The organism is Oleiphilus sp. HI0123 (genome assembly GCF_001635315.1).
Genome location: NZ_LWGE01001511.1, coordinates 1 through 12,948, shown reverse-complemented (window position 1 = coordinate 12,948; position 12,948 = coordinate 1). Strand labels below are relative to the sequence as shown.

The following is a 12,948-nucleotide window of genomic DNA, read 5'->3' as shown; positions in this document are numbered from 1 at the left end:
TTTGCTAGCACTTCCAATAAGTAACCTTTCTGCTAGTGACCCTTTTAATGAAATGAACGAAGCTTTTGGTGACATCGACAAAGCTTTCGAGCAAAGTGCACCCCCTAGTAAAAAACCGGAAATGTCCGAGTTTGAGAAATTCAAACTTCAAGAAACAAACGCCTTCGATAGCTATAAGAAAAAGCTGATGGAAGAGTTTGCAGAGTTTAAGAAAATATCCCAGAAAGAAACACAGCGCTATCAAAGCAAGCTCAGCAAAGTTTGGGACAAACCCGAATTATCATCTCGTAAAGTATGGGTCGAATACTCTAAAGACTTAAAGGAAAAAAAGAGCGTCGATTTTGAGAAGCAAACCATTTCAATTTCTCACACTCATGAAGGCAAGCAGCGCAACGATAAGGAATTACGAAGCTCTTTAAAGAAACTCATCACCAAGAACAAAGCAGAAGCCTTCAAAGATGACACGCTTGCTCAAGCCATCGAGAAAAAAAGCAAAGAAAAAATTACTCTACTCGAAACTGCCAAGGTAAAACCTACACCGATTCTTATTCCTAAAGCCAGTGCAGAACAAGCGCTGAGCGATAAAGAGATTGATGAAATCGTTGATCGAATGATCAAACTAGGCAAGAAAAAAGAACAAACCAATAAACAAGGTAAGAAAGTCGTAAGCGTTGAAGTTCCTATGAACGTCATCGATAAAAAGCTGGCAGAAAAAGAAAAGAAGATCGCTAGTAGCAAAACTAAAAAGCCTAAAGCGATGGCAGACTTAAGAGTCAATAAATTACCTCGTCAGGCAAAAATGTTATCGAGTGACGTGAGCAAGTTTGCGGCAAAGTCAAAAATCGAAGACGCACTGGTCTACGCCATTATTGAAACCGAATCTGCATTCAACCCGATGGCTCGCTCCCCGATTCCGGCCTATGGTCTAATGCAGATTGTTCCAAGCTCAGCAGGGCAAGACGCAACTCAACAATTATTTGGCAAGGCAAAAATACTCTCGCCTTCATATCTCTATACCTCTGACAAAAATATTGAAGTGGGTACGACCTATTTAAATATTCTGTACTATCGCTACCTTAAAGGTATCAAAAATGAGCTGAGTCGACTTTATTGTAGTATTGCCGCCTATAACACAGGCGCAGGTAATGTAGCGAAAGCCTTCACTGGGAAGCGACGTTTAAAACCTGCCTTAGCTAAAATAAACGCCCTTACACCCCAAGAAGTCTATGATCACTTAATCGAACATTTGCCTTACGAAGAAACACGAAAGTACTTAGCCAAAGTGAAAAAGCGTATTCCTAAGTACCGATAAATTAGGCCGTTTTTTTAAGGCTTTCAGCTTCGGCCAAATGAGAGAGACAAACATGGAAGAACAGCAAAGAATAAAAATCAAGCAGGAATTAAAAGAAGAGCTCAGCAAAGAACTTCAAAATACAATCGAAGATGAAGTGGAAGAAGAAGTAAAAGAACAACACATGTTCGGGGGAAGTCTCTTCTTCAGCAAATTTAAAGGCTCTTTCCTCACTTTCCTGGCCATCATTATCGCCTTGGGCGAGTACTCCGAAGCGGTGACCGTGCTAGGTGATACCGTTGAAACCATTCGTTCAGAATTTACTAACGATATCGAGTATGAAACGATATCCAAAATACATGTGGGTAATACAGTGCCTTATATGGAGGAGCTGTTAGGCAGCCCTCAGGTCTCCCGCGCTATCAATCAAGATATTAACGCTAATTATTACTACGACGAAAAGTTTTTACTCACGCTTTTTATAGATGACGAGCGCGTAACAGCCTTTACTGTTTTACCTCTTTTAGAAGACTTTCATCCTGAAGTTGCCACAACAACCAAGGGCCCATGGAATTTAGGCGAAGCCGCCTTTACCTCCTTCCCCGCCAACCCACAAACCTACGTGATCGACCATGCTAAAACTGCGAGCTATTACCTCGAAAACCTAGATCGAGGTCGAGCAGGCTTATTTGTCAGTACATATCTGGGCAAGGTTTCCTACACCGTTCGGTCGGAGTCGCCTTTACTCGTCGCTTTCTATAATCAAGAAGTACACGGCAGTGATCAGGAAGTACTTGAATCCCAAACGCAACTTAGAAACAGTGAAATGCCGAACTTTTATGGTGAAGGTGAAATTGGCTTGGAGTTGATAGAAAAAAGCATACTAACCGGGGCCGAGTTTAGTAGCTATTTTGGTCAATTCTAATATTAGAACTCTATCACCTTCGGTATCGTGCTTTTATATTCGCTCATCACCATGCCCGTCGTTGCACCAATATAAGTTGGGTCGGCTATCACGTAAGTTTTACCTGCTTGGGAAATAAGCCAATCTCCGTCGCGGGCTTCAGTCGCTACCGCCACGGCAATATGCCCTGGAAAATCCAAGCCCACGACATCCAGTTTCAGCAGATCTTGGATTAACCAAGCCAGTAGAATCGATCGATCCTCGCAGTCATTCGCTTTGTATAACAAACTTTCTTCGGCCAGCAGGTAGTTCTCTTCACCAAATTGTTCTTGGTCCAGAGCATAACTAAAGCCGGTTTGAATCATAGCTAGCAAATAGTCGATCGCATCACGTTCGCTCAAGCTCTGAAGCCGGGGTTTAAGCTGCCTTCTTAAGCTCTCTACCATGGTTGGGTTAGGCTTTGCGGTAAAATAATATTTGAGATCTATTTGAGGGTAAGCATTCAACATCAGGCCATAGCCCGCATCATACTCAAAACTAAGCTCGGTACTCGTATTGCTATCTTCAAACGAAATTTTTCGAGAAAGTATCTTAGGCGAGCTATTTAAAACCTGCTCAAAGTTGATCTCAAAGCTACGATTGCTCCGGTCATAATGTCCGGGATAAGAAAAAAGCGGGCCTTTATTTTTGGTCGAATGAACTAGGTAATAGGTCTTGTCAGATATCTGTAGGTAGGCCTTACCAAAAATAGTTTGTTTTGACGGCAGCATCAGAAAAAGGTCTCGCTTGCCATAAGCAACTTTCACGTCATAGCCTAGCTTGGTCAATATGAACCAGAGGTAACTCGTCCTTTCATTGTCATTTGAGATTTGCTTTTCAAGCACAAAGTTCAGATATAGATAGGTTCCCCAATCCCCTAGCCCTAGTATTTGTTTGCTCTCTCGGACATGAGCCAATAGCCCCTTATGGTCGGCTTGCGCCAGCACTTTCCATGTAGCAGCGAGTTTTTTATTGGTCAGTTTTGACAAGTCAGGGAAGTCAATATTACTGGCGTTCACGTCAGCTCGCTCATGGCCAAAAAACAAGGCCTCATTATCTAGAGGTAGTGAGGGTGAATAAGCCGGTGTATCGATATGTTCAGTTTTCCCAGTACTAGACAGCAAATTCTTAACCGAAGGAGCTTTAGCAGGCTTAGGTGTCGTATCTCGTACCTTTCCCTGGAATAGATCAAACTCTTCCCAATGCTGATCTAAAAAGTCAACGAATTGTCGATCATGTTCACTTAAGTAGGTATTGAAAGCCGCTTGTTCTGCTTGTTGAAATGCCTTCCATTCATCATCAAGACTGTTTGCCGCAGCAAAACCTGGCAGACAAAAAAGGGTGATAACGAAGTGTAAAACCCGAGTTTTCACAAGATGAGTACCGAGAAAAAATACTTGGCTCATGTTTCCCTACTTTTAATGGTGTTAAACAGAATTCTGTTCAGATATTATACATGTATATAGAATATACGATCAGGGACGATATAAGAAATCATAAGAACATGAAGATCGATTGGCTCTCTCTCTTTTACGGAAAAAAATTCCAAGCTTTCATCAATAGCCAGGCTGCCCACAAGTTTAGTGGCGATATAGCTCGGCAAGAGGAAGCCGTCTCTTATCTTATTGAAAAACTATCAGAAAACGATTGGGCCATGTGCCAAAAGCACAATGGACTATCCTCCCCAGAAGGCTATCTGAAAACTCTATCGGCAAATTTAATGGTTGAGTATGGCAGAAAAGTATTCGGTCGAAAACGCCCGCCGGAATGGTTGAAGCGAGAGGGCTCATTTTGGGAGCAGATTTGGAATGACCTTTGTTTAAAGCGTGAAGGCGCAGAGTTTATCATTGATAAAGCCTGTAAAAATGGCGAGCGCGAGCCCTCATCAATCAAAAATATTATCCGTACCATCAAGGTCAAAATCCCCTGGTGTGGCGTCAGTAATCGTCCCGAATCTATTGACGACGACGAATATGGCGCTGATAGTTATGTTTATGAAAACGATAGCTTTGACGGCAATGGCATTGATGAGCACTATAAAAAAAATAACTACAACCAGATCCTCTCTCTGGTTCAATTGATCCTGACAGGCAATGAAGAAAGCGAGCAAAACACTATTACCGCGCTGGATAAGGACATTGTCAGCGCAGTTCATGCCATACAGCTCTCAGCAGAAGAGCGTCTAATGTTACGTATGCACTATATTGACGGCTATAGTCACAGTGCCATTGCGAGAAGACTAGATGTCGCAAAGCACATTCCTGTCCGTCAGAATAAAAAAACCCTCGAAAGATTATTAGCGATACTTAATAGTCTCGGGTTAGATTTTGAACCTATTGGCTGAGAGTATTCACGGTGAATGAGATAGAAGAAAAGAAAAGTCGTCTAGATCACGCGCTCGCTCAACTGATCGTTCATGCGCCAGATGGCGCGAAACAGGCCCTAGGCCCTGAAGCTTCGTTAGAAGAGTTGGCTGCGCTAGCTGAAGGTAAGCTAAGCAAGACTAGAAAGCATCAAATCTATGGGCAATTCGAGAATAACCAAAATTTGTATGAAACCTGGCTCGCAATGGATGTGCCTCAAGAACAAATGAGCAGCGAAAAAGCTGAGTCCCAAGCGACTCGCCCATCACGCATAGAGATGTTAACAGCATGGTTTGCTGAGTTATTTTCCTGGCAAGGCGCTTTAACCGCGAGTATGGGTATATTTGTTGGTGCCATTGGTATGCTCATTTCCCACTCTTCCCTGGAAAAGAGCCCTGTAGAAAACTCTACAAACCAATTAGCGATTAATGCCCCGCTAGACTCGCCTCAAAAAGCCAAGCAAGGCGATGCCCAACAAGTCGCTCTGCTAGGCAAAATTAAGTGCTACGCTGTCGAGCCAAAAGAGCTGAGTGAGTTTTGTGTATCAAATACGCTGAATACCCAGCATTGGCTCCATAGCAACGAGGGAGGTCTTCTCAAAGCCATTCCTTCTCCATATAATGTTGGCAGTCTTATGGACGTAAGAGTTACTACTAACAAAATTGCTTTGATATCCTCCAATGATGAGTCAAATGTCGATCTGATCATTGCGTCATATCAATTTAATAATGAAATGATTAGCTACGAGACTATCTATCAATATAGCAATAGAAAAGACCGTTCAGAGCATCTTGCTTCGGCAATAGAAATAAAGCAGCTAACTCAGAACAAGCTTACGTTCAAAGTTTTACGTAAAGATGGCCAGCTCGTAACAGAAACTTATAACTTTTAGCTCAATACAAGTGAACCAAGGCATGCAATTAAATTCTGGCAAAATATCTATAAACCGACATCAGCTGACCTTCATTGCTCTGCTTTTAAGCATCGCATTTCCAATGGCTAGTTGGGCTGACGACAGTATTCCCTCCTGGGTAAAAAGACCACCAGCTGACGACAGCCAATTTATGTATGGTGTCGGTGAAGGCGATAATTTAGACAGCGCCAAGCAAAGCGCTTTAAAGGATATTGCAGGAAAGCTTTCGACCAATGTTAGCAGTGAGTCCGAAAACCGAGATTATTTATCCAACGGTGTGAGTGAAAGCTCCTTTAGTCAAAAGGTAAATACCCGCATTCAAGACGTAAAACTATCAGGTTTTGATGTCCGTGAAAGCCTGAAGCGGGCTAACAAGCATTACGTATTGCTTGCGATGAAACGCAGCACCTTTGTAGCCGATAAGGTTAATCAGTTAAATGAAGTGAACAACAGCATCGACGCCGAATTACAGGGCCTTAGTGGTAAAAACAAACTACTCCAACTATTGGCCTACAATCAGGCAAATACATACGCAATTCAAGGACGCGAGCTTGTTAGTCTGATCCATGCAGCCGACCCTAGCCAAAATAAGCAGGGTGACCTGGATCGTTACCGAAGCTTTGTTCAAAAAGAGAAAGCATTGCTCGAACAAACAAAATTTTCTTTAAACTCAGACGCTTCACTCAAACCTCTTGTCCGTCATATTAAAAAGATTATGCAAACTAATGGCTTTCAAGTTACTAGCCCGATGAGGGCTGACAGCATCATTGAGTTAGAAGGAAGCATAAAAGAGAAAGAAATATTCTCAACCAAGATGGTTAATATCGATTTAGAGATTTTGGTCAAAACCGATAGTGAACAGTTGGTCAGCAGTAATAGCTACCAACTCAAAGGCTCTTCTGTCAGCAGTTTCGACTCAAGCAGAGATAAAGCAATGCAGCAAATTGCTAACGAGGTGAAGAGCAAAATAGATGTCTATCGTATGCTTGGCTTGGTTAACTAGAAATCAGACCGGAATTTAGAAAGTACTAATTAATAGGAATAGGCTTTGGCCTAAAAACAAAATAATGGAGAGTTCAATGAAAAAAGCTACCTTACTATTAGGTTCAATCAGTGTGCTTCTATCTGGCTGTGCTGGAATGATGGGGCCAAAGCAAGTGGACCTCAGTGAATACAATCGAGCGCCATTAATGCAGGCAAAAATCTTACCTTCTAAAGAAGAGTTTGGCGGCGGTAAAACAAAAGTGGTCGTTTTTAATTTAGATGATAGCAATGTAGCCTTAGCCAAAAGCGCTAAAGCCGGCTATAGCTTTGCCAAAGCACTGGAAGACAAGATCTCTGTTACGGGAGCCGAAGTAGTTGACCGCTCTATCGCTCAGAAACTCCAACAGGAAATTGAATTGGCGGAAATGCATGGAAGCTCAGGTTATGCAGGGCCAAATGTTGCGAGTTATGCTGTAACCGGTGAAGTAAGCGCTGCAAATGTAGGCGCTGTCTATAACAAAGCTGAGCGCTGGCAAGACAAAAAAGGTCAATGGCATCAGCGCTCAGCGAGCTGCCGTTATTCCGCACAAGCAAAAGCGAATTTGCGTATCTACAAAATGCCAGAGTTAAAGCTACTTAGCTCAATCTCGGTTGATGGGGATGTCAGTGACTCACAAGATACTTATGGCAGCCACTGCCCTATTTCAAAACAGTCGCAAGAAGGCATGATTCAACAAGCAGCTCTGGATGCAATCGAAAATTTTGATGTCGAGATACAAAACCAGTTTGCACCCAAAGCCTATGTCGTTGAGCGCTTGAGCAATGGCGAGGAAAGTATATTTAAGCTGTCTCAAGGCAGCATGCAAGGCTTCAAACCTGAGTCTCTAGTGACCATTTACCGAGCCATGGAAGTTAAAAACCCAATAACGGGTGAGACCTCAATGGAAGAGTATCCTATTTCAAAAGGCGTCGTGACCGCTCAAGCCGCTGAAAACTATGCTTGGGTTGCGCTGGATGATAGCGAAAAAGACAATGCGATCAAATTAGGCCACTATGCAAAAGTAAAGTATGAGCGATCTCTGTTTTCAACTATAGGGAAGATGGTTGATTCTGCATTGCCTTAATGGTGATTATCGTTGCGGGTCTTCTGTTCTGTAGCGCTGCTGCCCATGCAGGATTAATCTTCGTGAAAGAAGGCGGACTCGTATTTATTAAAATGTTTAATATTGATAGTAGCAGCTCTTATATAGTGACCTATCAAAATGGTATTCAATGAGAGGCCGCAGGTAATGGGGGAGGCTTTTGTTCGTACAATAGTGTAATTCATTAGCCTTGCTTCTCAACAGGTATTCTGAGGGTGAATAGCAAAAAGGTAACCAAGGAAATCGTTTATGAAATATCGAATTTTAGTATTACTTATCGCTTTTTTACCAGCTTGTAGCACCCTCGCCCCCGTACCTCTTCAACTCGTCTCCCTTGAAGAGCTCGCTCAACTTGAACAAGAGCAAGCCGCTCAAGTAGCTGGCATAAATCACGCACAGCCTGGCCAGCTATTCCTGAACCAGCCTCAACAAGCTGAAAGTTATGCGAACCAAAGGTCCGTTACTGAAAAAGGCCCTGAGATCAAAATTCTGCAGCCACTTTTAAGCTCACCGTAACAAATCCGCTTTCAGTACACGTCGAATTTGCCAGTCGCCAGCCTAACGCTACGGTGAATATGAAGTCCCTTAAGCTCACCTACAAAAAGTTCTGGGGAATCGATCTGACTGACCGCATCGTTGATTATATCGAAGGAGAGAGTATTAACGCTCCTGAAGTCGAGCTACCTGCTGGGCAGCATACTCTAGAGATCTATATCGAAGATGATCAGGAGAATCAGAGTACCAAGTTGATCACCGTTGAGATTGCCGAAAGCTAAACATACTAGCTACGAGGCTTTTGGAAAAGCCGGAATCTTACGTTCTCCAAATTTTGTATCGCCCCTTGAAATTAACACTGAGTAATTTCAAATTTATTTTAATTCATTTCCAATTCTTGTCCTTCCTTAAAAAGTGAACATAAGAAGTGCCATCGGTACTCATTATTACTGTTTGCTAATAAGCACTTTTGCCTACTTAGCGAACCAATAACTTTTAAAGGATTTACACATGAACTTCAAAAAACAAATTATTGCTGGTGCTTTCTCATTAATGGCAATGGGCGCGGTAGCCGAAGAGTCTGGTATAGGAAATGATATCAATACAAGCAATATATATGTCGGTGGCGGTTTGGGTATGAACTCACTTAGCGGCTTTGATGATGCAATGGGCTTTCAAGTTTTTGGCGGCTATCGCTTCGATGATAACTTGATAAAAGTAGACAAAGTTAAACTAGCAGTTGAAGCCGGCTATATGACATCGGGTGATTTTGACTTCCGCTTTGGCGGCTCAGTTTCTGCTGATGGTATTTGGGCTGCAACGGTTGCAGACTATGCGGTAAATGAGCAAGTGAGCGGACTTTTAAGGCTTGGCCTTGATTTTGGCGATGACGATGGTTTGTTAATGGGCTTTGGCGGTGAGTATCGCGTTGACCATAACATTGCGGTTCGCGGTGAATACGTTATCAGAGATAATGTTAACAGCTTGCAGGTAAACATTGTTTACGGCTTATAATACCCTACCAATATAAGGCCAGATTAGTTTATCTGGCCTTATTCCTCTCCAGAATATTCATCAACCCTGTCGGCAGAGGACGCTATGCCTCGCTCACAGGCTACGATCTAAGCTTCTACCAAACTCTGCATTGACTAGGCTCAGGATCGTCTGCCTAAGGAAAATTCAATACTAGCGCTTAAGCCCTCTGAACACAGAAAAAGCAGCTGCAAATTTTTCTTAAAAAACTTTTACCTTTTACGTTTCATTTCAGCCAAGCGTCCATCACATATTATTGAACAGTTAATCAAACGGATACGCTTGGCTTAATTGAATTAACAAAAAATGAAAAAGGATGACGATCATGAGTACACAACAAACAACCAAGAAAAAGAAACTAATAACAGCGATAGCACTGGCGACTACAGTTGGCCTTACTGGCTGTATTGACGAAGGTGATGACGGATCAAACAGTCTTGCTAGCATTGTTGATCTGCCTCCTGGTGACCTGTGTACCAATGGTGGCAAGCAAATCCAGACCGGCCTCGATTCTAATAATAACGATACCCTGGACGCTGATGAAATTACGCAGACAACAGAAGTCTGTAATGGAGAGACAGGCGACACTGGTGAAGACGGCGTTACCGGCTTCAATAGTTTAATTGCCATGAACAATGTTGCTGCAGATGACTTAAGTTGTGAGTTTGGTGGTTTGCTTATTCGTTCTGGTCTGGATTTGAATCGTAATAGTATCTTGGACACCGACGAGATAGAGAACAACCAATACCTTTGTAACCAGGATGAAGGGTCTTCCATAGCTGCCATTATCGCGAGCCTAACAGCCTCACCAACGACTATCGAAACTCTAGAAACTACAACTTTAACCGTTACACCGACTAGCTCTGAAGACACGATTGTTTCTTATGTTTGGCGTAATGACGACGGAGATGTAATTGACTCATCGTCAAATAGGGTTGACGTGACAGAAGCTGATGCCGGAACGTATCAATATACAGTCGAGCTAACTAACGTTGATGGTATTGTTCAATCTCGATCAGTCAATATCTTAGTAACAGAGCAGCTTGAAGCCGTACAAGTTTCATCCGTGTCTACTTCGACTAGACAAGTATTTTTGCCACAAGGGTTTGATGTTGCTAGTAGTTCACCTAGTGGTGACTTTGACGGATCTATCGTAACAGCATCTCCCGAGACGGTTAGCCCGGCCTCTTTCCGAAGCTTGCGCTCTACCGCTACGCAAGTAGATGTTGCTGGCTTTATCGCCGAAAGACCCGCATTCAGCGCAGGTACGGATTCTGCTTCGGTCATGACATCGCTTTCAAATACAGTCGCTACAGAGTCGGATATTAGTTTAAGTAATGTATCAACCTCTTCACCCAACTTGAACGACGACGTTACTAGCGCCGTTTATCGCTTAAGCTTATCAAGTGCCTCAACACCAACCGAGCTAAACAATCGGCTCATTATATTGTTGGGCGTAAACCAACTCGGTGGAACTATTCAGGACTTGCCTGCCCCCTTATCTGGCGACGTACCTGCAAGCGAGTACCAGTTGAATATGAGTGTTACTTATTTCAATAACTCCGACATGCTGTTAACTGCAACTGTTGTCGCTTTAGATAACCTGGAAAGTTACTCAACTCAGGTATCAGGTCTGAATGATGGAACCAATGTTGCGGAATCGGGTGCAAGTATCGACGTAACAAGCGACAGCTATAACGCACAGGCAGAAACCTCTGCGCTTGCAGACTTTCTATTCGTTATCGACAACTCTGGAAGCATGAGCGACGAGCAGAATGCTATTAGTCAGGCTGCAACCGATTTTTCTACAGTAATGAGCGCGTCTGGCCTAGACTTCCAAATAGGCACTATCACCACAGACAATGCAAGCTTACGTGGCAATGGCTTTACCTCGGATCTAGCTCAATTTCAGATCGATGTTGTCGCAGGAACTTATGGAAGTGGCATCGAGACAGGTATTTATTACTCTGAAAATGCTTTGCTTTCGACAGCAGAGGGTGATGCTTCTGACGGTACTGTTACAACAGCTGGTTACCCTAGACCTGGAGCAACTCTTTCTGTTGTGCTCTTGAGTGATGAGCCAAGTCAATATACGTCAAACAGCGCCACTGCATTCGATGTAAGCAATAACTTATTCGTTGATAGAGGAATCAGATTCTATTCCATTGTTGACCAAAATTACCCTGGTCAGTATATCGAGCTGAGCACCTCAACCTTTGGTAGTCACGCGAGTATATCTGACTTAAGTGCTTTTCCAGCGATTATGAGCACCATCGCAACAAACGCTGGTGCAGCTAGTAGTATTTATGAACTAAATCACCAACCTATTAGCAGCACTATACGTGTACTTGTCGACGGTGTTGACGTCGCTAAAGACAGTTCAAACGGCTGGGAATATAACTCAACAAGTAACCGAATACTATTTAGTGGCACTGCGATTCCAAGTGAAGGTGCTGAGGTAGAAATTATTTATGATTACTACCTTTCTGAATAATAGCTAAATTGTAAAACAAGGAGAGAAGCTAGTGGTATTCGCTAGCTTCTCTTTCTGGCTTTCACGTCTATCTCACCTTTACTATTTCAGCTATTTTGACCAGGCACTAGCTGTCCCACCCGATCAATATGCTCCTTAAGCGCGTCATTTTCTAACAAACTATAAGCAACAACATCAAAGAACAAAGGAATTTTGGTTTCTTCGTTCAACTGATATTGAATATGACTGACTGTTGAATAGTCTAGGTCACCATAGAGAGCAATATCGACATCAGAACCTTTATGAAAATTCCCCTTAACGCGGGAACCAAAAATGACGGCTTTTTCAACGCTAGGCACAGCATAAACTATGCCTGCAATGACTTGAACATAGTCAGGGCTCAGTCCAAAAGGCTGACCTTTAAAGGTAGGTCGCACTGGCACTCATAAATCTAATTGCCNCAAAATTATATGTCTAAGCTACATGATCACATCATAGTCAATAATGACAGGTGCGTGATCCGAGAAGCGCGTGTCCATATCAATAAAACCATCTTCGATAACATTACGCATCATCTGGGTCGAGATTTGATAGTCTGTTCTCCAGCCAGCATTCTTTCGCCAACCTTTCGCCCACTCTGGCCACCAGGTATATTGATTTTTCTCAACATTTATATGACGAAATGCATCAACATAACCAAAGTCATCGAAAACCGTATCGAACCAGTCTCGCTCATGCGCTTTAAAGCCACTCACGTCCATCTCATGGTATTTTTTGCTCGCATCTGTCACCAAATGCGCGGAATTGAAACTGCCCGCAAAAATGAACTGACGACGCTTACGGAGAGTTTTTTCCAGATGGCTTTGAAACGCGTCCTGGAATTTATCCTTTGCTTCCTGGTTCTCAGGCTTGCCTAATGCATTGGGTACAAGCATTGAAGCAACACTAACATTTTCAAAGTCAGCCTGAATAAAGCGCCCTTCACGATCTGCTGGCTCATAAGCAAAGCCATACATAATTGCCTTGGGGAAGTGGCGAGTATAAATACCCACGCCGCCATCTTCAGGGTTTTCAGCATCTATAAAATAAGCCTGATAACCTTCGGGGTGGAAGATTTCGTCATCGAAATCATAAACTTTGCCTTGCAGATCCTGGACACATACCACATCGGCATCGATCTCACGCATCCAATCAAAAAAACCATTTTCTGCAGCTCTCTTCAATCCATTTACGTTAATTGATACTACTCGCATAACTGCCTCATAATTAATTTGCGTGGTATGATACTTAATTCACATTTTTTGAAAAGAAA

At 42.8% G+C, this 12,948-nt stretch carries 13 protein-coding genes; 10 read left to right on the top strand and 3 right to left on the bottom strand.

Annotation, left to right across the window (positions count from 1 at the left end):
• Together A3761_RS20055 and A3761_RS20050 are read left to right on the top strand one after the other, a co-directional pair.
• A partial coding sequence (locus A3761_RS20055; protein WP_156491981.1) for a transglycosylase SLT domain-containing protein occupies positions 1 to 1,312 on the top strand: 1,312 nt, incomplete at its 5' end.
• A gap of 52 nt (positions 1,313 to 1,364) precedes the next feature.
• Positions 1,365 to 2,216: an ETEC_3214 domain-containing protein gene (locus A3761_RS20050; protein ID WP_068552942.1), complete on the top strand. Its 852-nt coding sequence runs from the start codon at positions 1,365 to 1,367 to the stop codon at positions 2,214 to 2,216.
• A gap of 2 nt (positions 2,217 to 2,218) precedes the next feature.
• Here the strand turns inward: A3761_RS20050 and A3761_RS20045 are convergent, their stop codons facing one another.
• The gene (locus A3761_RS20045; RefSeq protein ID WP_068552943.1) at positions 2,219 to 3,640 is read right to left on the bottom strand and encodes a hypothetical protein; all 1,422 of its coding nucleotides are present in this window, start codon (positions 3,638 to 3,640) and stop codon (positions 2,219 to 2,221) included.
• Between the two features lie 98 nt (positions 3,641 to 3,738).
• Here A3761_RS20045 and A3761_RS20040 point away from each other — a divergent pair, with 98 nt between their 5' ends.
• The 8 genes from A3761_RS20040 to A3761_RS20005 all read left to right on the top strand — a co-directional run bounded on the left by A3761_RS20040 (position 3,739) and on the right by A3761_RS20005 (position 11,657).
• Positions 3,739 to 4,578 carry an RNA polymerase sigma factor gene (locus tag A3761_RS20040; protein ID WP_068553764.1) on the top strand — a complete coding sequence of 280 codons (840 nt, stop codon included), beginning with the start codon at positions 3,739 to 3,741 and terminating at the stop codon, positions 4,576 to 4,578.
• Positions 4,579 to 4,589: 11 nt separating this feature from the next.
• Positions 4,590 to 5,489, top strand: coding sequence for a hypothetical protein (locus A3761_RS20035; RefSeq protein ID WP_068553763.1), 900 nt, complete (start codon positions 4,590 to 4,592; stop codon positions 5,487 to 5,489).
• A gap of 22 nt (positions 5,490 to 5,511) precedes the next feature.
• Positions 5,512 to 6,513, top strand: a complete 1,002-nt coding sequence (locus A3761_RS20030; protein ID WP_068553762.1) for an LPP20 family lipoprotein — start codon at positions 5,512 to 5,514, stop codon at positions 6,511 to 6,513.
• A gap of 76 nt (positions 6,514 to 6,589) precedes the next feature.
• Positions 6,590 to 7,618, top strand: coding sequence for a hypothetical protein (locus A3761_RS20025; protein ID WP_068553761.1), 1,029 nt, complete (start codon positions 6,590 to 6,592; stop codon positions 7,616 to 7,618).
• A 267-nt stretch (positions 7,619 to 7,885) separates the two neighbouring features.
• Entirely contained in the window at positions 7,886 to 8,152 is a 267-nt protein-coding gene (locus tag A3761_RS20020) for a hypothetical protein (RefSeq protein WP_068553518.1), read from the top strand.
• 59 nt (positions 8,153 to 8,211) lie between these two features.
• On the top strand, positions 8,212 to 8,412 hold the full coding sequence (locus tag A3761_RS20015) for a hypothetical protein (protein WP_068553517.1): 201 nt from the start codon (positions 8,212 to 8,214) through the stop codon (positions 8,410 to 8,412).
• Positions 8,413 to 8,641: 229 nt separating this feature from the next.
• A complete protein-coding gene (locus A3761_RS20010) occupies positions 8,642 to 9,145 on the top strand; it encodes an outer membrane beta-barrel protein (protein ID WP_068553516.1) in 504 nt (167 codons plus the stop codon).
• A gap of 343 nt (positions 9,146 to 9,488) precedes the next feature.
• Positions 9,489 to 11,657 (top strand): hypothetical protein, encoded by a 2,169-nt coding sequence (locus A3761_RS20005; protein ID WP_068566561.1) that lies wholly within the window; start codon positions 9,489 to 9,491, stop codon positions 11,655 to 11,657.
• An 86-nt stretch (positions 11,658 to 11,743) separates the two neighbouring features.
• Here the strand turns inward: A3761_RS20005 and A3761_RS20000 are convergent, their stop codons facing one another.
• Positions 11,744 to 12,073, bottom strand: a complete 330-nt coding sequence (locus A3761_RS20000) for a nucleotidyltransferase family protein (RefSeq protein WP_197473140.1) — start codon at positions 12,071 to 12,073, stop codon at positions 11,744 to 11,746.
• Positions 12,074 to 12,115: 42 nt separating this feature from the next.
• A complete protein-coding gene (locus A3761_RS19995) occupies positions 12,116 to 12,889 on the bottom strand; it encodes an exodeoxyribonuclease III (protein ID WP_068553459.1) in 774 nt (257 codons plus the stop codon).
• Positions 12,890 to 12,948 lie beyond the last annotated feature (59 nt).